General features: G+C 60.9%; 21 protein-coding genes and 1 tRNA gene. 11 read left to right on the top strand and 11 right to left on the bottom strand.

Translation table 11 applies throughout. From position 1 onward, the window contains the following. Positions 1-8: 8 nt before the first annotated feature. The 6 genes from AAZQ98_RS04145 to AAZQ98_RS04120 all read right to left on the bottom strand — a co-directional run bounded on the left by AAZQ98_RS04145 (position 9) and on the right by AAZQ98_RS04120 (position 4,568). Positions 9-674, bottom strand: a complete 666-nt coding sequence (locus AAZQ98_RS04145; RefSeq protein ID WP_434690025.1) for an alpha/beta hydrolase — start codon at positions 672-674, stop codon at positions 9-11. Between the two features lie 14 nt (positions 675-688). Further along, positions 689-1,477 carry an enoyl-CoA hydratase/isomerase family protein gene (locus AAZQ98_RS04140; protein ID WP_434690022.1) on the bottom strand — a complete coding sequence of 263 codons (789 nt, stop codon included), beginning with the start codon at positions 1,475-1,477 and terminating at the stop codon, positions 689-691. Between the two features lie 42 nt (positions 1,478-1,519). Further along, positions 1,520-2,236: a LysR family transcriptional regulator substrate-binding protein gene (locus AAZQ98_RS04135; RefSeq protein ID WP_332594767.1), complete on the bottom strand. Its 717-nt coding sequence runs from the start codon at positions 2,234-2,236 to the stop codon at positions 1,520-1,522. Between the two features lie 88 nt (positions 2,237-2,324). Beyond that, positions 2,325-2,756, bottom strand: coding sequence for a universal stress protein (locus AAZQ98_RS04130; protein WP_038992696.1), 432 nt, complete (start codon positions 2,754-2,756; stop codon positions 2,325-2,327). Between the two features lie 54 nt (positions 2,757-2,810). After that, positions 2,811-3,509, bottom strand: coding sequence for a dienelactone hydrolase family protein (locus tag AAZQ98_RS04125; RefSeq protein ID WP_105658664.1), 699 nt, complete (start codon positions 3,507-3,509; stop codon positions 2,811-2,813). An 87-nt stretch (positions 3,510-3,596) separates the two neighbouring features. After that, on the bottom strand, positions 3,597-4,568 hold the full coding sequence (locus tag AAZQ98_RS04120; RefSeq protein ID WP_332498245.1) for a nucleoside hydrolase: 972 nt from the start codon (positions 4,566-4,568) through the stop codon (positions 3,597-3,599). A gap of 150 nt (positions 4,569-4,718) precedes the next feature. Here AAZQ98_RS04120 and AAZQ98_RS04115 point away from each other — a divergent pair, with 150 nt between their 5' ends. Together AAZQ98_RS04115 and AAZQ98_RS04110 are read left to right on the top strand one after the other, a co-directional pair. Then, the gene (locus AAZQ98_RS04115; protein WP_434690018.1) at positions 4,719-5,768 is read left to right on the top strand and encodes a LacI family DNA-binding transcriptional regulator; all 1,050 of its coding nucleotides are present in this window, start codon (positions 4,719-4,721) and stop codon (positions 5,766-5,768) included. 9 nt (positions 5,769-5,777) lie between these two features. Continuing rightward, positions 5,778-5,939 (top strand): hypothetical protein, encoded by a 162-nt coding sequence (locus tag AAZQ98_RS04110; protein ID WP_402472077.1) that lies wholly within the window; start codon positions 5,778-5,780, stop codon positions 5,937-5,939. Here AAZQ98_RS04110 and AAZQ98_RS04105 read toward each other — a convergent pair. Then, entirely contained in the window at positions 5,928-6,464 is a 537-nt protein-coding gene (locus AAZQ98_RS04105) for a YdeI/OmpD-associated family protein (RefSeq protein ID WP_434690015.1), read from the bottom strand. The two genes, AAZQ98_RS04110 and AAZQ98_RS04105, sit on opposite strands and share 12 nt — an antisense overlap. A 78-nt stretch (positions 6,465-6,542) precedes the next feature. On the opposite strand from AAZQ98_RS04105, the gene AAZQ98_RS04100 reads away from it, so the two are divergent. Then, the gene (locus tag AAZQ98_RS04100) at positions 6,543-6,998 is read left to right on the top strand and encodes a DUF523 domain-containing protein (RefSeq protein ID WP_434690013.1); all 456 of its coding nucleotides are present in this window, start codon (positions 6,543-6,545) and stop codon (positions 6,996-6,998) included. Positions 6,999-7,083: 85 nt separating this feature from the next. Here the strand turns inward: AAZQ98_RS04100 and AAZQ98_RS04095 are convergent. Further along, positions 7,084-7,167, bottom strand: a tRNA-Leu gene (locus tag AAZQ98_RS04095). A 283-nt stretch (positions 7,168-7,450) separates the two neighbouring features. Between AAZQ98_RS04095 and AAZQ98_RS04090 the strand changes: the two genes are divergently transcribed. The 7 genes from AAZQ98_RS04090 to pknB are packed head-to-tail and all read left to right on the top strand — an operon-like array spanning position 7,451 to position 16,709. After that, a complete protein-coding gene (locus AAZQ98_RS04090; protein ID WP_181148929.1) occupies positions 7,451-8,266 on the top strand; it encodes an FhaA domain-containing protein in 816 nt (271 codons plus the stop codon). Beyond that, positions 8,263-8,742 (top strand): FHA domain-containing protein FhaB/FipA, encoded by a 480-nt coding sequence (locus tag AAZQ98_RS04085; RefSeq protein WP_434690011.1) that lies wholly within the window; start codon positions 8,263-8,265, stop codon positions 8,740-8,742. The genes AAZQ98_RS04090 and AAZQ98_RS04085 overlap by 4 nt, the downstream gene beginning before the upstream one ends. Positions 8,743-8,745: 3 nt before the next feature. After that, complete coding sequence (locus AAZQ98_RS04080; RefSeq protein ID WP_434690008.1) at positions 8,746-10,140, top strand: PP2C family protein-serine/threonine phosphatase; 1,395 nt, start codon at positions 8,746-8,748, stop codon at positions 10,138-10,140. Beyond that, on the top strand, positions 10,137-11,534 hold the full coding sequence (locus AAZQ98_RS04075; protein ID WP_400289682.1) for an FtsW/RodA/SpoVE family cell cycle protein: 1,398 nt from the start codon (positions 10,137-10,139) through the stop codon (positions 11,532-11,534). Before AAZQ98_RS04080 ends, AAZQ98_RS04075 begins: the two co-directional genes overlap by 4 nt. Next, the gene (locus AAZQ98_RS04070; RefSeq protein ID WP_400289684.1) at positions 11,531-12,991 is read left to right on the top strand and encodes a peptidoglycan D,D-transpeptidase FtsI family protein; all 1,461 of its coding nucleotides are present in this window, start codon (positions 11,531-11,533) and stop codon (positions 12,989-12,991) included. The genes AAZQ98_RS04075 and AAZQ98_RS04070 overlap by 4 nt, the downstream gene beginning before the upstream one ends. Continuing rightward, a complete protein-coding gene (locus AAZQ98_RS04065) occupies positions 12,988-14,793 on the top strand; it encodes a protein kinase domain-containing protein (protein WP_434690004.1) in 1,806 nt (601 codons plus the stop codon). Before AAZQ98_RS04070 ends, AAZQ98_RS04065 begins: the two co-directional genes overlap by 4 nt. Continuing rightward, positions 14,790-16,709: a Stk1 family PASTA domain-containing Ser/Thr kinase gene (pknB, locus tag AAZQ98_RS04060; protein ID WP_434690001.1), complete on the top strand. Its 1,920-nt coding sequence runs from the start codon at positions 14,790-14,792 to the stop codon at positions 16,707-16,709. The genes AAZQ98_RS04065 and pknB overlap by 4 nt, the downstream gene beginning before the upstream one ends. 9 nt (positions 16,710-16,718) lie before the next feature. Here pknB and AAZQ98_RS04055 read toward each other — a convergent pair whose 3' ends face one another. Genes AAZQ98_RS04055 through AAZQ98_RS04045 form a run of 3 tightly spaced genes read right to left on the bottom strand, consistent with a single transcriptional unit; the run spans position 16,719 to position 18,312 of the window. Continuing rightward, positions 16,719-17,363 carry an anthranilate synthase component II gene (locus AAZQ98_RS04055; protein ID WP_400289688.1) on the bottom strand — a complete coding sequence of 215 codons (645 nt, stop codon included), beginning with the start codon at positions 17,361-17,363 and terminating at the stop codon, positions 16,719-16,721. Beyond that, positions 17,360-17,530 carry a hypothetical protein gene (locus AAZQ98_RS04050; RefSeq protein ID WP_013347422.1) on the bottom strand — a complete coding sequence of 57 codons (171 nt, stop codon included), beginning with the start codon at positions 17,528-17,530 and terminating at the stop codon, positions 17,360-17,362. The genes AAZQ98_RS04055 and AAZQ98_RS04050 overlap by 4 nt, the downstream gene beginning before the upstream one ends. Positions 17,531-17,538: 8 nt before the next feature. Further along, positions 17,539-18,312: a class E sortase gene (locus tag AAZQ98_RS04045; protein ID WP_400289689.1), complete on the bottom strand. Its 774-nt coding sequence runs from the start codon at positions 18,310-18,312 to the stop codon at positions 17,539-17,541. Positions 18,313-18,533: 221 nt separating this feature from the next. Between AAZQ98_RS04045 and AAZQ98_RS04040 the strand changes: the two genes are divergently transcribed. Continuing rightward, the gene (locus tag AAZQ98_RS04040) at positions 18,534-18,791 is read left to right on the top strand and encodes a cell division protein CrgA (protein ID WP_105658678.1); all 258 of its coding nucleotides are present in this window, start codon (positions 18,534-18,536) and stop codon (positions 18,789-18,791) included. The last annotated feature ends 15 nt before the right edge of the window (positions 18,792-18,806 follow it).

Genomic DNA, 18,806 nt, shown 5'->3' with positions numbered 1-18,806 from the left:
CTGCTCCTTCAGTAATGCAGTGGGGACAGGGCACGCACGCAGGCAGCCCATTGGCTGCTGTGCGGATCGATCCAGGTGTAGTGGTCTCCCGCGAACAGCGAGAAGCTGTGCTCCTGTCCGAGCGCAGCCGCTTTCTGGACTGCGATACGGGCAATTCTTACCGGAACATCGCCATCGTCCCGTCCATGAAAGATTACGACACGGGCATGCATTGGCCATAATTCCACCGGATTGCAGGCGCCCAATGACGCGCCTGAGAGCATCTCGTCCACTGCGCTGCCGCTGAGCTTCAGGCGCTGCGCCGTTTCAAGGTCCAGGACCCCGGCCTGGCTGATCACCTGGGAGACCCGTGCATCATGGGCGGCCAGCACGCAGGCCAATTGCGCTCCGGCTGAATGGCCGATCAGCGTGATCGGCCCTTCTTCCTTGACCAGGCCCAGCGCGAGCCGGGCATCGGCCAGCATTTTCGCCGCGCTGCCCGGCCCACGCCGGTATTCGAGGTTGTAGGCAGGGATCCCGCGGGCGGCGAGATCCTCTGCCAGGGGCACGCCAAGGCTAGCGGTGTACTTTTCACGCCAGTATCCGCCGTGGATGATCATCACCGCTCCGCGAGCGGTGGTGCGTTCCGGCTCGTAGAACTGGACCTGCTGGTCCGGGTGCGCCCCGTAGTGCATGGTCGGCGCCCCGGCTAGTTGCCCGGGAAAACCGCGGCGCGCTTTTCGACGAAGGCGGCACGGCCTTCCACCGAGTCGGCGGTTCCGAAGGCCTGCTGGAAGGACTGCGCTTCAACCAGCAGGGCGTCATGGGTGTTCAGCGCGTCCATGTCCACCATCGCGGCCTTGGCATTGCCAACGGCCGTCGGTGCCACCTTCGCGATCTCCTCGATGGTGGCCACGGCCTGGTCAATCAGTTCCCCGGCCGGGACAACGCGGTTGGCCAGGCCAATGCGCAATGCTTCCTCGGACTTGATGCGGCGGCCGGTGAAAACCAATTCACGGGCCATCGCGTTGCCGACACGTCGCGGCAGGCGCACCATGCCGCCAAAGCCGGGCACCAGCCCGAGGTTGACCTCCGGCTGCCCAAAGCTGGCCGTCTCGGAAGCGTAGATGAAATCGCAAGCCAGGGCGAGTTCGCAGCCGCCGCCCAGGGCGAAGCCGTTGACTGCGGCGATCACTGGAACCTGCAGCTTCTCCAGGCGTTCGGTGACCGCGTGCATCTGGCGCCCGTAGGCCAGCGCCGCCGCCGGGTCCATTTCGCGCAGCTGGACGATATTGGCGCCGGCGACAAAGGACTTCTCGCCGGCACCGGTGAGGATCACGCCGCGGTATTCATAGCCGGTGGCCTCGAACCAGTCCAGGAAGGCTTCAAGGTCGTTGACGACCTCTTTTGCCAGCGCGTTCAGCGACTTCGGCTGGTTGACGGTCAGGATGAGGGCCGAGCACTGGGTGCTCAGGCTGAGGGTATCGAATTGCTTCATACCCCTAACTCTCTCACGTAACGCGCGTCACGTATTGGATTGTCAGCGGTGCTTGCGTGGCTTTGCCTTGGCACCCTGCGGCTTCTTGGATGAGCTCTTGGCCTGCTGTTTTGCCTTGGCTTGGGCTTTCGCCTTGGCCTTCTTCTGCTCATTGATGCGCTTGGCCTTCTGCTCCTGGTTGCGCACCGAACTCTGGCGCGAGGAGCTGGCGGTACGTCCGCGCACAATGCCGATGAATTCTTCGAGCAAGGCGGTGTCTTCGGTGGCGGTAGGCCAGGCGATGCCCACCTGGGTTGGCGAACCGTCGTCAATGAAGCGGACCACCACGTCCTTGCGGGCGAAGAGCCGGGCAATGGACTGCGTGGTGCGCAGCACCTGGGCTCCGGAAGCGACAACTTCCATCGCTACCGGAATGCCGCCCACGGATTCCGGGTAGTCGGCCAAGTCGAGTTGCGGGAAGGACTCTACGGTTTCCAGCGGAACGGATTCTTCGAAGTACTCCACGTCGTGGTCTTTGCCCGCGCAGACCACTTCGAGTTCCTCGTAAAGCGGGATGACGTGGCGCGTTGCGTCCTTGGGCGAGTCCCCGCGATAGCGCACGAATACCGCGTCAGCCTCGCCATGGGCCAGCAGATCCAGGATTTCCCCCTCATCCAGACGCCAGGCTTTCAGCTCGATGGCAGGATAGCGTTCCTGGAAGCGGTCCATCCATTTGCCGGGGGTGACGCCGGTTGCGTAGGCGATTCGAAGTTTCTGCACGGGTTAAGCCTACGCTCTGCCGGGTTAAATGGCGCAGGCGGGCACCGGTGAACCGGTGCCCGCCTGCGTCCGCGCAAGCCTGGGAGGCCTACTTGTCGGTCTTGACGACCAGAACGTCGCATGGTGCCGAGTGGGCCACCGAGGAAGCTACCGAACCGAGCACGCGGCCCAGGCCCTTCATGCCCACGTTGCCGACAACGATCATCGAAGCCTTGCGGTCCTCGGCGTCGGAGATCAGCACGTCACCTGGCTTGCCGTGGCCGGCAGCAGCGGTGATCTTGACGCCTGGCACAGCGTTCTTCACGTCGTTGGCTACGCGCTGGGCGAGCTTGCGGGCCTGCTCTGCGTCATCCAGGATCCAGGTATCGGAACCGATGGAAACGACCTCGGTGTTATCCGAAGCGTGAGCGGTGATGACCACCAAGTCAGCGTCGAGCTTGACGGCGAGTTCTGCAGCGCGGCGGGCTGCGCGCTGTGCGGTTTCGGAACCGTCTACGCCTACGATGATGGTTTCAGACATATTGTTCTCCTTATATGAGTGATGCATTAAGTGATGGGTAACACTTTATGGCCTTCAGGCCACTTTAGCCTGCAAAAAGTCCACGGCGCGCTGCCATGCGATGGCAGCCTGTTCGGGATCGTAGTTGCCGGCAGGGTTCTCGTCGTTGTGGAATGCGTGATCGGCGTCGTAGTAGAAGTACTGGACTTCCGCGCCTGATTCCTGGCGAATCTGCTCTTCCTGAGCCTTCGCCTGAGCCGGCGAGTACATCTGGTCCAGGTTCGCGTAGTGGCCCTGGATGGCCGCGCGGACTCCGGAAAAATCGTTGGGCACACCCTGGCCGACGCCATAGAAAGGCACGGCCGCGGCAATTTTCCCGCCTTGCTGGGCAGCCATCTGCAGCACGAAACCGCCACCCATGCAGAAGCCGATGACGCCCAGCTTCTCGCTGGTGACGTGCTCATTGGCCAGCAGGTAGTCCACGGCACCGCTCAATAGCTGGGCCCCGGCGGCTTCCGGGAGCTGGGACATCATCTGCCCGGCTTCTTCACCGTCGTGGGTGATCCAACCGCCATAGAGGTCAGGAGCCAGAGCCACGAAGCCCTGCGCGGCCAGCCGGTCGGCGACGTCGCGGATATGGTCGGTCAGACCCCACCATTCCTGGATCACGATGACCCCAGGGCCCTTGCCGGACTCCGGCAAGGCGAGATAGCCATGCGCTTGCGCGCCTGAAGAAGGGAAAGTCACGTTCTGGTGCGGGGTTTTGTCCGCCATGGTGCCTCCTGCTCTGCGTGTGACTCCAGTTTATGCAGGTCTGGACGCCATTGGCATTGACCTGCCCCACATTGCGCCAAAGTTGTTCTATTTTCCGAGCGTGGCCTCGCCGATACGTTCCAGCGCATCGACCACCAGATTCCAGAAGCCTTCGTGGTCCAGGTCCACCGCCACGGAAGTATTGCAGTCGGCGGAAGCCGGCGCGCGGAAGTCCGTGACGGTCATTCCCAAGGTCAGCTCGCCACGCAGCTCAACGCTGACCGGGGCCTTGACAGTGCGCACGATATCCGGGTCGATCACGTAGGCCACGGCGCATGGGTCATGCACTGGCGGTGCATCGAAGCCCTGGTGGTCTCGATAGGCCCGGGCGAAGAAGTCCATCAGCTCGCGCACGAAGGTCGATGGGCCGGTGCCGATCTTCTCTATGCGTTCAACCACCTCGGAGGTGGCCAACGCCTGGTGGGTCAGGTCCAATCCGACCATCACCACCGGCCAGGCCTCGTTGAAGACGATGTGCGCAGCTTCAGGATCGATCTTGATATTGAATTCTGCCACCGCCGACCAGTTGCCGGTGTGGTAGCCGCCGCCCATCAGCACCACTTCGCGCACGCGTTCAACGATGCGCGGTTCCTTCCGGGCCGCCAAGGCGATATTGGTCAATGCGCCGGTGGGCACCAAGGTGATTTCACCGGGTTCATGGCTCATCACCAGGTCGATGATGACGTCCACGGCGTGGCGCCCATCGAGTTCGATGCCCGGCTCCGGCTGGGCCGGCCCGTCCATCCCGGAAACCCCGTGGACGTCTCCCGCGGTTTCCACTTCGCGCACCAGCGGACGGGCGCAGCCGGCCGCGAAGGGAATGCCGGTAATGCCGGCGATGGTACCCACGGCCAGCGCGTTGGCAGTGACCTTATCCAGGGTCTGGTTGCCGGCCACGGTGGTCACGGCTAGCAGGTCGATCTTGGGATTGCCATGGGCAAGAATCATTGCCACGGCGTCATCATGACCCGGGTCGCAGTCCAAAATGATCTTGCGCGGGGCATTGCTGTCCTGGGTCATGGCTTCTTCCTTCGCTCTGCCAGCTGGTGGCCGGTAGCTAAGTCGTGGGGGCGGATAGGCATCCTTTGATAATTCTTTCGCGTCCCCATGCTATCGTCAAGCGCTTAACGCAAAGCTGTCGCGTGTCACAACTCCGACTACGATGGAGCCATGAAGAATGGTGAGAAGTCCGGCAACTCGCGCGCTCCACGCCGCGTGACCGCAGCGATGGTAGCCGAACACGCCGGCGTTTCCACCGCAACGGTCTCTCTTGTTGCCAACGGGAAGTCGGCGGGCCGGGTCTCGACCGCGAATGAGCAGCGCGTGCGTGAATCAATTCGCGAACTGGGCTACTTCGTCGACAGCATCGGCAGCTCGCTGGCCAAGGGCGTCAGTTCGCTGGTGGTCCTGGTGGCCCCGGATATCTCCAACCCCTTCTTTGCCAAGGTGATCGCTGGCGTGCGCTCGGTATTGGCTAGCGACTACCAGCTCCTGCTCTCGGTCACGGATGCCGGCGTCTCCCCCAGCGCCAGCGAAACGAGGAAGATCATGGGCCTCCGTCCGGCCGGGCTGCTGGTCCATGCCCCAAGCCAGGATTTCCTTGAGGAAATTTCGAGCAACCTCCCGCTGGTGGCCCTGGATGCCCCGGGCATCGATCCATCGATTCCTGCCGTGAATATGGACGTCGCCCAGGGAGCGCGGGAAGTCGTAGCCCATTTCGCTGCACAGGGACACACCAAGGCCGCCTACCTGGATGCCAGCACCGGCACCGAGACCCTGGCAGTGCGCCGCGAGGCCTTCCTGGCGGCGGCAAGGGAGTACGGCATCGAAGTGCTGCCATCTTCTGTTGCCAGCTCGATGATCGACGTCACTGAGGCTTCAGCAGCCTTTGGCCAGCATTGGCCCAAGTGGCATGAATCGGGCGTGACCGCACTGGGCTGCGCAACCGATAACCACGCTTTCGGCGTGCTGCATGCTTCGCGCCTGCTTGGTATCCGCATTCCGCAGCAGCTTGCGGTGGCCGGATTCGACGACCTTCCCTACTCGGCAACGTCCAGCCCTTCCATCACTTCCGTGCAGCTCAACGCCCAGGAAGGCGGACGCCAGGCCGCATTGAAGCTGCGCGCGCTGCTCGATGGAAAGACCCCTGACCCACTGCAGACAATGCTGCCCAGTTCGTTGATTGTCCGCCGATCGACGCTGGGCTACAAAGGAGACTAACCGGTGAACATGCATAAATGGCCTGCCAAGGTCACTGCCGCCATCGCCCTGCTGATTGCCTTGGGGCTGATCGTCATGTCCAGCGGAGTGCTGGGCCTCATTACCAGCCCGGCAACCCCACCGGGCACCGGCATCGAATCCGCCGCGCGCAGCTGGGTGCTACTGGATTAGCTTTCCGCTCTTCGAAACTTCGGGATCGGTGCATGAGGACAAATCAAAGCAGCACGGCCGGCGCTTGCCATCACGCAGCTTGGAAATACTGGCCTCCACTCGGCGTTCGCGCGTGGAAGGGTTCTTGGTCGCACCGATCCAGCGTACCCATTCCCAGCGGGCCATGGCAGTGAGCCCTGCCCACATCTCATCCAGATCCCCAGCCTCGCCCAGGGCACTGGCCAGGTCTTGCGGAATCCCTGTTTCCGGCCAGGTTCTAGCGACCCGGGCGGTCAATTCCACTTGATCCCCCGCCTCGGCCAACAGCTGGGGCGCGCCCTGTCCATCGAGGGCCAACCAGTGGCCTCGGCGCCCGTCGGGATCTATTACGACCACGTGGCCTTCATGCGCCTGGAGAAGTTCCACCGCAACCTGTCCGCGGCTTGGCAACTTGTCGCTGGATTCCTGGTCGAGCCTGATTATCTTCCGATCGTTGACCAGATCTGCAGCTCCATTCAGTTCGAATATCTCATTGGATACCGCCATGGGAATTCCCCTTCTCCGTTGTCCAAGGGCAGTCTATGGCACGGCGGCATTGCGCTTCCACGTGGCTAGACTGCTGTTATGACCCAACCTCCGCTGCTCGTTAGTTCCTGCCTGGCCGGCATCCCTTGCCGCTACAACGGCAAGGCGAAGGCAAACCCTACCATCGTCGAGGCCGTGGCACGAGGAGAAGCCGTTGCGGCCTGCGCTGAGGAATTGGGTGAGCTCCCTACTCCGCGTCCGCCAGCGGAGATTGTCGGTGGCGATGGCCACGATGTGCTGGAAGGCCGGGCCTGCGTGATCGACATCAACGGCGAGGACATCAGCGGGCAGTTCATAGCTGGTGCCCAGAAGGTTTTGGATCTAGTCCAGCACCAGAGAATCACCGAGGCGATCCTGCAGGATCGCAGCCCCTCGTGCGGCTGCGGCACCATCTACGATGGCTCGCACACCGGAAAACTCGTTGCCGGCGATGGCGTACTGGCCGCCCTGCTCAAGCGCCGGGGCGTCAACGTCAGCGCGCCACCGGCAAACTGACACACCCTGCAAGATAACGATTCAGTTGCTCTTTTAAACAAAAAAATAACCCTCGATCCGAAGATCAAGGGTTATTTTCCATTTGTGCGCGAGGGGGGACTTGAACCCCCACGACCTTGCGATCACTGGCACCTGAAGCCAGCGCGTCTACCAATTCCGCCACTCGCGCATATTCTGTTTTCGTTGCCATCGTTCTTTGCAACAAGAAATAGCTTACACACTCATTTTCCGTTCACCTAATCGAAACCCTCATTTGTGGTTAGGGACACATGGGAAACCTTTTTGGGGCATTTATCGTTGATATTGACGCACTTGAGCCGCTCAAGGATTTTTCGGCATTTGCACAGCTGAAAACAGTAAGATCGAATATGAAGTTCTGTGTTCACAGCTTGGACGGCGTGAATGCAGGCTCGCAATAACCAGCCATGGACCCTAAGGAAGGAGCACGAATAATGGGCTTTCTCGACAATGTCGAACGCGGCTTAGAGAAGGTCGTCACTAGCTTCTTTCGTGGCACCAGCACCGCAGATCTCAAGCCAGTCGAACTGACTACCGCGCTACGCAATGACATGGACCGCGGAATCATGCCAATCAGCGAGGGCCGCAGCCTTGCAGCCAATGACTTCGTTGTCTCGCTGAGCACCAAGGACTACAACACCGCGCAGGGTTGGGGGCGGGGCGTCGTCAACGAAATGGCAAAGGTCACCGCCGAGCATGCGGCAGCCCAGGACTACTCGGTCCACGGCGATATCACGATCCATTTTGTTTCCAAGGACGATTTCAAGCCCGGAGAAATGGAGATTGCCAGCTCGGTCAAGGAGTCCAGCTCGCGCCCAGCAGCCTCGGCTCCGGTAAAAGAGCGAGCAGCAGCGCCCGCAGCACCATCCGCCACCCCGCCGACAACCGCACAGCCACGTCCATCGGTCCGTCCGATTGCAGAGATCCCCAAGAAACCCATGCAGAAGCAGGCAATTCTTGAGGTCGCTGGACAGCGCTACGCCCTGCATCACCACTCCATCGTGCTGGGCCGTTCGGCCAGCACCGATATTCCCGTGGATGATTCCGGCGTTTCCCGCCAGCATGTGCGCGTCGAAACCCGTGGCAAAACCAGTTTCGTCGTCACCGATCTGGGTTCAACCAATGGAACCTACGTGGACGGCAAGAAGATTTCGGAAGAAACCCGTATATTTGACGGTTCGATCATTACTATCGGACAGACAAAAATCGTCTTTCGGCTGATTACCTCGAACAACGGAGGCCGCGCGTGAACGACCTGGTTCTAAGCTTGTTCCGATTGGGCTTTTTGGTCCTCATCTGGCTGCTCGTATTAAGCGTTGTCGGATCGATGCGCCGCGACTTGGCCATCGGATCGCGGGCCCGCGCCGGCAAGCCCAGCGCTCGGGAACTGAAGAAGAATCCTGAGCTGGCGGAACCAGAAGTGCCTGCGCGCAAGGCCGCCACGTCATTGGAAGTTGTTGAGGGCCCACTGGCCGGCAGCAGCATTCCCCTCCGCGGCCAACCGATCATGTTCGGGCGAGCTCAGGATGCCACCGTCGTTCTCGATGATGACTACGCTTCAGGACGCCATGCCCGCCTGTTCCCGCAGGGATCGCGCTGGTTCATTGAAGATCTCGGCTCAACCAACGGCACCTTCGTGGGTGACAACCAGCTCTCACGCGCCCAGGCAGTGGAGCCCGGCCAGCGAATCCGCATCGGAAAGACTGTCCTGGAATTGAAGCCCTAGCCTATGGCCCTCAAACTAAAATTTGCTGCGAAATCCGACGTGGGGCGGGTTCGCAAGAAGAATGACGACTCCGCCTACGCCGGTGCGTACCTCGCGGTGCTTGCCGATGGCATGGGCGGACACGTCGGCGGTGACGTGGCGTCAGCCTCCACCGTGCTTGATTTGGTGCATCTGGACCACGATGGCACCGCAGATCCGCAAAATGCCCTGCCGGATGAAATCCAGGCCGCCAATTTGGTGCTGAATGAACTCGTCGGCGCCAACCCGAAGCTTTCGGGGATGGGCACCACCGTCACTTCCCTGCTGCTGTCGGGAAGTAACCTGCACATGGCACACATCGGCGACTCCCGCGCCTACCGCTTGAAGCACGGGGTCTTCGAGCAGATCAGCAAGGACCACACATTCGTGCAGCGGCTGGTCGACGAAGGCCGCATCAAGCCGGCCGAGGCCGAGGTCCACCCGCATAAGAACGTGCTCTTGCGCGTGCTGGGCGACTCGGATGCCTCCCCGGAACTCGATGTCGACCAGTTCGAGGCAGAACCCGGCGAACGCTGGATGCTGTGCTCTGACGGACTCACCGACGCGGTGCCGGTTCCGGTAATCGAGCAGATCATCCGCACTACCGCCAACATGGATGAAGCGGTCAATGACCTGGTTGCCATCACCTTGAAGAATGGTGCGCCGGATAACGTCACCGTGGTGATGTTCGAGGTTGTCGAAAACGCTGTCGTCGAGGGCGAAGCGCCTGCCGAACCAGAACCCGCACCGGATACCGGCCAGCTCACCATCGCCGCCGAAGGCGATGTCGAAGCCAGCGCTTCGTTGCTCCGCCATGAGATTTCCCAGCGTCCCCACCTGCTGGTGGGCGCCGCCCAGCTTGCGACGCAAACCGGCCAGATCCCGGTGGTGACCCAGCACACCGGCGAACGCCGTGCAGCTGCCTTGCTGACCCACCGTTCCCCGGCGGCCGGCGAGGTGCTGGATCCACTGGACGCGCCGGTGCAGCAGCGCCGTTGGATGATGCCGATCCTGCTGACCTTGACGGCCTTCTTCGTCATTGCCCTGGGCGTCTGGGGATACATGTGGACCCAGACCCAGTACTTCGTGGGCACTGTCGATGGAAAGGTCGCAATCTACAAGGGCGTTCCCCAGGAGCTTGGACCGATTTCGCTCTCCGAGGTCGATACAGTCAGCAAGGTGCCGCTCGAAGCCCTGCCGGAGTATTCACGCCACCGCGTTGAATCGACCATCTCGGCAGAGAACCAGCAGCATGCCCAGATGATCATCCAGGAACTCCTGGTCACCGCGAAGCAGAACTGCCCGGTCACCGTTCCCGGATCCGCGGATTCCGCCAACCAGCTCGAACTGCCCGCCTACTGCCAGGAGATAATGCAATGACCGAAGTGCAAACCGCACCGGTGCCACGGCGCAATCTCGAGCTGCTGCTGGTGCTGCTGGCCCTCTGTGTGGGCGGTGCCGCGTTCTATCTGGTGGGCAGCTCCACCGAGGATGTCGACAACACCGACTTCTACGTGCAGATGGGCATCCTGGCGGCACTATCCCTGACGGTTCATGTGCTGCTGCGCATCTTCGCTAAATATGCCGATCCGGTAATACTTCCGATTACGATCGCGTTGAACTCCCTCGGCCTAGCTATGATTCACCGCATTGACCTGGCTAAAGGAACGTCCCAGTCGGCGCGCCAGCTGCTCTGGACCGCCATTGCCATCGTCATTGCTTCGGTAGTTCTCTGGGCTATCAAGGACCACCGCCTGCTGCGTCGGTTTACCTATATCGCACTGCTGCTATCGGTCGTATTGCTCTTGCTTCCGCTGGTTCCCGGACTGGGTGTCACGATCAACGGTGCCCGCATTTGGATCCGCATGGGCATGTTCTCGCTGCAGCCAGGCGAACTCGCGAAGATCACCTTGTCGATCTTCTTCGCTGGCTATCTCTCGTCGAACCGCGACTTGATCCTGATGGCTGGCCGCAAGTTCGGACCGCTGCAGCTGCCCCGCCTGCGGGATATGGCTCCGATGGTTATCGCTTGGCTGCTTTCCATCGGCGTGCTCGTGGTGCAGCGCGATCTCGGTTCCGCGATCCTCTTCTTCGGCCTGTTCATCGTGATGATCTATGTGGCAACCGCGCGTATTTCCTGGGTGCTCATTGGCGCCTTGATGGTTGTTGCCGGCGGCATCGTCGCGGGCCTGACCATGGGCCACGTAACCCGCCGCCTGGACGTTTGGCTCAACGCCTTTGACCCTGCGATCTACCAGGCCAAGGGTGGCAGCATGCAGATCGTCGAAGGCTTATTCGGCATGGCTGACGGCGGCTTGTTCGGCACCGGCCTGGGCGCTGGTTCCCCCTACCGTGTTCCGCTGGCCAACTCCGACATGATCATTGCCTCCTTCGGCGAAGAAATTGGCCTGATCGGCGTGGCCGCGATCATCCTGCTCTACATGCTGCTGATCTCCCGCGGCTTGCGGGCCGCCTTGGGCTCGGCCGATACCTTCGGCAAGCTACTAGCTGCAGGCCTGTCCTTCACCCTGGGCCTGCAATGCATCGTTATCATCGGAGGCGTCACCCGGCTGATCCCGCTGACCGGCCTGGCAACGCCATTCATGGCCGCCGGCGGCTCATCGCTGCTGGCGAACTGGATCATCATCGCGTTGCTGCTCCTGATCTCCCACAACTCGCGCCGCCCGAAGACTGGCGGCGTAGGACCAACCGATGAATTTGCAAGTGCCAGCACGACCCTTACCTCCAGCACCAAGGCGGTGACGAAAAAGTGAATCATGCAATCAAGCGCGTTTGGGTTGCGCTAACCGTCCTGTTCGTCATCTGCCTGGGTGGACTGAGCTACATCCAGTTCTTCGACGCCAAGCCGCTCTCCGAGAATGCGCTGAACAAGCGCGAACTCTACCGCGAGTTCGACCTGCCCCGCGGCGCGATCCTGGTCGACGGCAAGCCGATTGCCGAATCCGTTCCGACCGATGATGGACAGTTCGAATTCCAGCGTGTTTACCACGACGCGAAAACCTACGCCCACCTGACTGGCTACTATTCGCTCGCGAATGGCACCACCCAGCTCGAATCGCAGCTGAACGACTGGCTGACCGGCACGAGCTCGGATCTGCTCTTCGACCGCTTGTCGGCCATGTTCACCGGTACCCGTTCCGAAGGCGCCTCGGTTGAGCTGACCATTGACGGGCAGTTGCAGAAGACTGCCTTCGAAGCGATTCCTGACGACTTGAAGGCCACGATCATCGTGACCAATCCGAAGACTGGCGACATCCTGGCGATGGCTTCCAAGCCAAGCTACAACACCAACCAGCTGGCGGTGCACTCGACCTCCCAGGCGGCCCAGAATCTGAAGGACATCAGCAACATCGACGGCTTGAGCCCCTACCGGAACCCGGCCATCAGCAATCCGGTGACCCCAGGTTCCTCGTTCAAGATCCTCAGCACCGTTGCGGCCCTGGAATCGGGCAAGTTCGATATGGAAACCCCCATCGACAATCCGGTGTCGGTGAATTATCCGCATTCGACCGCTAAGATGAACAACTTCAATGAGGGCATCTGCGCGCGGGATACCCGGGCAAGGCTCGAGTTCATCTTTGCCCAGAGCTGCAACACCCCGTTCATGGAAATCAGCCAGACCGTCGGCAAGGATGCCTTCACCGAGGTTGCCGAGCGCTTCGGCTACGGGCAGCAGTTGAGCATCCCGCAGAATGTTGTTCCAAGCGAGTTCCCTTCTGCTGAGGCCAATGAAGCGCAGATGGCGCAGATGGCAATCGGCGAATGGGAAAACAAGGCTACTCCGCTGCAGATGAACATGGCCGCCATGGCCATCGCCAATGACGGCGTGATCATGAAGCCGAATTTGATCGGCAAGGTCATCGCGCCGGATCTTCGAGTTATCGAGGACCCGAAGCCGGAGAAGTTCTCCACGGCCACCACCCCGGAAGTTGCCGAACAGCTCACCGAGCTGATGGAAGGCCCGGTTGTGAGCGGTACGGCCATGAATGCCCGCGTTCCAGGCGTGGATTTCCGAGCCAAGACCGGCACCTCGCAGCGACCGTCAGAGAACGGAGTCCGCATGGTGAACTCCTGGATGACCGGTTTCGCACCGGCCGATGATCCGCAGGTTGCCATCACGGTCAATATTCAAGACGTAGATTACAACACCGGCCACAACACGGCAGGTGCACTTATGAAGACGATGTTAGAGGCGGTGTTCAACAAGTGAGGCCAGTAACCGGCACCACCTTGGGCGGTCGTTACAAGCTGACCGACCGCATTGCGATCGGTGGCATGGGCGAAGTTTGGAAGGCACGAGACCAGGTCCTAGGACGTCTGGTAGCGATCAAGATCCTCAAAGAGGAATACACCGATAATGAGAGCTTCCTGACGCGTTTCCGCGTGGAAGCACGCCACACCGCGCTGCTGAACCACCCTGGCATCGCTGGCGTCTTCGACTACGGCGAGGAACAGGGCTCCGCCTATCTGGTGATGGAACTGGTTCCCGGCCCGCCGCTGTCCACCATTATCGAGCGCGAGCGCAAGCTCGACGTGGACCGTACGCTCTCGCTGATCGCGCAGACCGCCCGCGCGCTGGCAGCAGCCCACGAGCACGGCCTGGTGCACCGCGATGTGAAGCCGGGTAACATCCTGGTGATGCCTTCGGGCGTCGTGAAGATCACCGACTTCGGCATTGCCCGGCTTGCTGACCAGGTTCCGCTGACCGCCACCGGGCAGGTAATGGGAACCGCCCAGTACTTGGCCCCGGAACAGGCCACCGGGCAGATCGCCACCGGCAGCTCTGACATCTACGCCTTGGGCGTGATCGGCTACGAGTGCCTGGCAGGACGCCGCCCGTTCACCGGCGAATCGCAGATCGCCATCGCCTTGGCACAGGTCAACGATGCTCCCCCGGCGCTGCCGGACACCATCCCGGCACCGGTACGCCAGCTGATCATGTCGATGCTGGCCAAGAACCCGTCGGATCGCCCGAAGGACGCAACGGCGCTGGCGAAGGCCGCCGATGCACTGCGCTCCGGTGATACCAATACCGCGACCTTGGCCGTTCCCGGCATGCTAGCCACCGGTATCGCCACCGACGCAACCCAAGTGGTCAACATGGGTAACGACGCCACCCAGGTGGTGCCGCGTGCTGATTCCGCGCCGACAATGACCAATGCGATGCCAACTGTGGTGGAACCTGCCGGCGCTACCAGCGGTTTCTCCGGGTCCAGTGCCGCAGCCGGCGGATTCGATGACGAGGACGTGGATACCCAGGATCCGGCTGGCGAGGCCGGGGCCAAACGCAGCCCTTGGCTGATCCCGCTGATCGTGATCATCGCGCTGGCCGCCGTGATTGCCTTGCTGGCGTGGCTGATCCCTGCCATGAGCAGCGACAAGGACAATCAGCCGACGGCTTCGGTCACGCAGAGCACCGATGCTTCCCAATCCCCTTCTCCGACCGAGGAATCCACCGATCCTTCGGAGGAAACCACCGAAGCATCGGAGACCTCCGAGTCCTCTTCCCCGACCCCGAGTGAAACCGTGACCTACGTAGAGGTTCCGGCCTCGCTGGTGGGCCAGGATATCGACACCGTGACGGCAGAGCTTGAGGGCAAGGGCCTGGTCGTTGACGCGACCCCGCAGGAAACCAACGAGTACGACCCACGCGAAGTCATTTCGCTGAACCCGACCGGCAGCGTCGAAAAGGGCGAAACCATTTCGATTACCTACGCCATGGCTCCTGAAACCGTTGGCGTGCCTTCGGTAACCGGCATGGGCTACGAAGCCGCGCAGAAGCGCATCCAGGACGCTGGGCTGGCCGTGGCCAAGGGCGAGGAACGCCATGACTCTTCGGTCGCTGGCACGGTGCTTGCGCAGGACGTTCCAGCCGGCAGCGAAGTAGAGCCGGGCACCACGGTGACCCTGGATATTTCCATGGGCCCAGAGCCCGAAGCATCCGAGTCCGCTACCCCGTCGGCATCTGAATCCCCAGAAGCTGCAGAGCCGGACCAAAGCGAAGCGCCATGAGTGAAGTCGAAGCCTTGCCCCCCGGCTTGCCACGATTGATCAACGATCGCTACGAGATCGAATCGCTGGTAGGCCGCGGCGGCATGGCGGATGTCTATCTTGCCACCGACCATGTGCTTTCGCGCAAGGTCGCGGTCAAGGTGCTGCGCCCGGATACCGCAAGCAACCCCATGGTGGTCAATCGATTCCGCCGTGAAGCCAAGGCCGTCGCGGGCCTGAGCCATCCGAATATCGTTGCCGTCTACGACACCGGCGAGCTGCCTGCTACCGATCATAGCCGTGAGCGCTTGCCCTTCATGGTCATGGAATACGTGACCGGCCGGACCCTGAAGCAGGTGATCGCTTCGGGCGATGTCGACGCTTCCTTCGCTGTGCACGTCACCCGCGGCGTATGCAATGCCCTGGATCATTCGCACAATAACAATGTCGTCCACCGCGACATCAAGCCGGCCAACGTGATGGTGACCGATGCCGGCCACGTGAAGCTGATGGACTTCGGCATAGCCCGTGCCTTGGACACATCGGCGACAATGACGCAGACCGCCGCTGTGGTGGGAACCGCCCAGTACTTCTCTCCTGAGCAGGCACGCGGCGAACAGGTCGATTTCCGTTCGGATATCTACTCTGTTGGCTGCCTGTTCTACGAGCTGATGACCCAGCGCCCCCCGTTCACCGGTGATTCGCCGGTTTCGGTCGCGTACCAGCACGTTGGCGAGATTCCGTCAGCGCCCAGCGAGGTCAAGCACGACGTTGACCCGATCTTCGACCCGATCGTTTCCAAGGTTCTGTCCAAGGAACGCGATGACCGTTTCCAGAGCGCAGGCGCTTTCGCGGCTGCGTTGGAAGATGCACTGAACGGCATTGAATTCCATGATGACGAACCGGCACCATCAACCTACACTTTGCCGATATACGGCATGCACGGCGAGACTGAAACCGGGTTCATCGCGCAGTCAGCGCCAGGCACCAGCCAGCACCCGGTCTTCGTCGAAGATGAGGCTCCCGAAGCTCCTGCACGGCACAAGTCCAACCGCGGCCTGATCATCCTGCTGACCATCATTGCCCTGATCGCTGTGGGTATCGCCAGTTTCCTGGTGATCCGCTCGATCCAGGCCGAGGCTGAAAAGCGTGCCCCAGTTGCTGTGCCCAAGGTCCTGGAGATGTCCGAAGACGACGCACGTGAATTGCTGCGCGATTCCACCTTCCAGGTGCGTGTAGAGCGGGAATTCAGTGATGAAGTAGAGCAGGGCAAGGCGACCCGAACCGACCCGGCAGAAGGGTCCATGGTTTCCAAGGAATCCACGGTTGCGCTATTCATTTCCGATGGTTCGGAACAGCGCACGATTCCCAAGGATCTAGCGAACCAGTCCGAGACGGCTGCCCGCGATGCCCTGCGTGAAGCTGGCCTCGAAGTGGGTGAAGTCAGCCGGGAGAACTCTGCAACCATTCCAACCGACTGGGTTATTGGCACCAGCCCGGAGCTGGGCTCCAAGGTGAAGGCCGGCAGCGAAGTCGACCTGATCCTTTCTGCCGGCATGGTGACCGTTCCGGTCGTTACCGAGATGAGCCGTGAGGAAGCTGAAGAGAAGCTCTCTGCGGACGACATCGGGTTGGAGGTTCAGTTCGATGAGGTGGCAACCGACGACTACCCTGAGGGAACCCTTTTCAAGCAGTCCCCCGAGGCCTCCGAGGACGTGGCTCAGGGAAGCCTGGTGAAGATTTCTGTGGCCAAGGCTCCGCCGGCACCAGAACCAAGTGAAGAACCATCGCCCAGCGAGACCGAATCTCCAGATTCAGAAGAATCCGATGATCCGTCCGACAGTGCTTCGCCTACCAGTGACGCTCCGGCTCCTTCCAATGGGAACGGCCCGCCAGATCGGATTAACCCGCCACGGGAAAACGGGCGCGACCGATAGGCTGCTAGGCTACTCTCCGCTGAAGAGCGGGCTCAGGGTCGTGGCCTTCTTGGCTGCCCCCTGAAGTCCTACGAATTCCAGCCAATTGCCCAGCATCTGGTATCCCTGCTCGGTCAGCACCGACTCTGGGTGGTACTGCAGGCCCCATAGTGGTGCTTCCCGGTGCGCCAGCCCCATGATGACTCCCCCGGCGGTAGCAGCGATGATTTCAAGCTCAGCAGGGATGCTCTCGCGTACGGCTGCCAGGGAGTGGTAGCGCGTTGCGGTGAAGGGGTTGGCTACCTGGTTGAAGACCGGGTGGTTTTCGTGGCTCACCAGCGAGGTCTTGCCGTGCATTAGTTCTTCGGCGTGCGTGACCGTGCCGCCATAAGCTTCAGCGAGCGCCTGATGCCCAAGGCAGACACCGAGCATTGGCTTGCGCTGCTGCCCGCACCACTTGATCAGATCGATGCTGACACCCGCTCCTGCAGGCTCGCCCGGGCCCGGGGAGATCAGTACACCGTCGTATTCCGCAGCCAAATTGGTTGCTTCCCCAACGCTCAAATCGTCGTTGCGGTATACGGTGGTTTCCGCGCCCAGCTCCTGCAGGTAACCCACGAGGGTGTACACAAAGCTGTCGTAGTTATCTATCACGAGGATCCTGGTGCTGCTCACGGGGTGCTCTGGCCAATCGTTGAATCGGTGAATGGGCTGATGTACTGGTTCAGCCATGGGAAAACGTACATCATCAGTAATAGCACGATCGCGGCAATGAGAATCAATGCTTCAAAAATACGAAGCCACAAAGGGCCGGGCAGATTTCTAAATATCCAGGCGTACATCTCTTCTCCTAGCTCGTTGCGTCGATGACCATGTCACGGATTTCCTTCGGCGGACCTGCATCCAGTGGACGCCAATCGGTGAGTTCCGAATACGCGATCATGCGTTGCTGGGTCGAGTACTTCGGATGGCAGGTGGTCATGGTCAAGATGGACTTCGTTGGTTCCACTCCCCACTGGTGCGGGGTAGGCAACAGGACATCGCCATTGGATGGAGCCACAATCTCGGTGGCATACCAGGTGTAGGTGTAATACCCCTGTGCAGTCTGCAGATAGATTTTGTCGCCGTCTTGCAGCTTGTCAATATCCCAGAAGACCTGGCCATGGGTCTGGCGGTGGGCCGCGACGGCGAAGTTGCCCAGCTCCCCCGGTTGCTGCGTGCTCGGGTAATAGCCAATGCCGAGATTATCGATCACGTGGTCTTCCACGCCGTAGGTCACCGGGTGGTGCGATCCGCTAGCGCCAAAGCGCGGGAAATACATGATCCCGAAAGTTTCTCCGGGAGCCACTTCCGTGACCGGAGCCGGACCGTAGTTCTTCTCCTCTTCCTTCTCGTCGCCTTCCGGCACCACGACCTCGCCGAGTTCTTGCACGAGGTTTGCGGTGACTTCCTTCTGGGCCTGGGCCGAATCGATATTCGTCCACCACAGTTCCCACACCACGTAGAGCATCAGCAAGATGCCAAGGGTGATCAGCAGTTCGCCAAAGAATCCGGCAATACGGTTTCCTGCCGACGGTCGTCGGTGCTGCATGCGACGTCCCTGCGCAGTGGCTGATCGGTTCACGGCGGTCTGGCTCCTTAAGGGAAAGAAATGCGCGAAATAGGTCAACTAAGATGGGTCGATACTGGCCAAAACCCAGAGTTCCAGCGGGTAACGGCTAGTATGGAAGCTACGTAGGAATGCACTAAGCAGTTCTCAGCATTCTTGCACCCAAGCCTACCGGGAAGACCTGAAGGTCACCCACATTTACTACATTAAGCAGATGAAGCCGAGGGAGCATTCGAGTGCCGGAGTCAAAGCCACGACGCAAGAAGAATTCACAGCCGCAGGAGACGCGCCAGAGCGCCCATGCCATCGATAAGCCGATGCCAGGCTGGTACAAGCCAGTCATGTTCGGACTGATGCTTCTGGGCCTGCTATGGATCATCGTTTATTATGTTTCGCAGACCCTGTACCCGATTCCGAATATCGGCGGTTGGAACATCGTTGTCGGCTTCGGTATTGCGATGGTCGGCTTTTTCATGACAACGGGCTGGAAATAGCCGTATCGCCGGCCC

The organism is Glutamicibacter sp. Je.9.36 (genome assembly GCF_051129975.1).
In the GTDB taxonomy this organism is placed as follows: Bacteria; Actinomycetota; Actinomycetes; order Actinomycetales; family Micrococcaceae; genus Glutamicibacter.
This window is presented reverse-complemented; position numbering and strand designations above follow the sequence as displayed.

Bases quoted from the DNA above. Each gene is read 5' to 3' on its own strand.
- pknB (WP_434690001.1), top strand. From the start codon at position 14,790: ATGAGTGAAGTCGAAGCCTTGCCCCCCGGCTTGCCACGATTGATCAAC.
- AAZQ98_RS04050 (WP_013347422.1), bottom strand. From the start codon at position 17,530: ATGTACGCCTGGATATTTAGAAATCTGCCCGGCCCTTTGTGGCTTCGT.
- AAZQ98_RS04090 (WP_181148929.1), top strand. From the start codon at position 7,451: ATGGGCTTTCTCGACAATGTCGAACGCGGCTTAGAGAAGGTCGTCACT.
- AAZQ98_RS04100 (WP_434690013.1), top strand. From the start codon at position 6,543: ATGACCCAACCTCCGCTGCTCGTTAGTTCCTGCCTGGCCGGCATCCCT.
- AAZQ98_RS04080 (WP_434690008.1), top strand. From the start codon at position 8,746: ATGGCCCTCAAACTAAAATTTGCTGCGAAATCCGACGTGGGGCGGGTT.
- AAZQ98_RS04130 (WP_038992696.1), bottom strand. From the start codon at position 2,756: ATGTCTGAAACCATCATCGTAGGCGTAGACGGTTCCGAAACCGCACAG.
- AAZQ98_RS04125 (WP_105658664.1), bottom strand. From the start codon at position 3,509: ATGGCGGACAAAACCCCGCACCAGAACGTGACTTTCCCTTCTTCAGGC.
- AAZQ98_RS04105 (WP_434690015.1), bottom strand. From the start codon at position 6,464: ATGGCGGTATCCAATGAGATATTCGAACTGAATGGAGCTGCAGATCTG.
- AAZQ98_RS04145 (WP_434690025.1), bottom strand. From the start codon at position 674: ATGCACTACGGGGCGCACCCGGACCAGCAGGTCCAGTTCTACGAGCCG.
- AAZQ98_RS04075 (WP_400289682.1), top strand. From the start codon at position 10,137: ATGACCGAAGTGCAAACCGCACCGGTGCCACGGCGCAATCTCGAGCTG.
- AAZQ98_RS04120 (WP_332498245.1), bottom strand. From the start codon at position 4,568: ATGACCCAGGACAGCAATGCCCCGCGCAAGATCATTTTGGACTGCGAC.
- AAZQ98_RS04115 (WP_434690018.1), top strand. From the start codon at position 4,719: ATGAAGAATGGTGAGAAGTCCGGCAACTCGCGCGCTCCACGCCGCGTG.
- AAZQ98_RS04110 (WP_402472077.1), top strand. From the start codon at position 5,778: ATGCATAAATGGCCTGCCAAGGTCACTGCCGCCATCGCCCTGCTGATT.
- AAZQ98_RS04140 (WP_434690022.1), bottom strand. From the start codon at position 1,477: ATGAAGCAATTCGATACCCTCAGCCTGAGCACCCAGTGCTCGGCCCTC.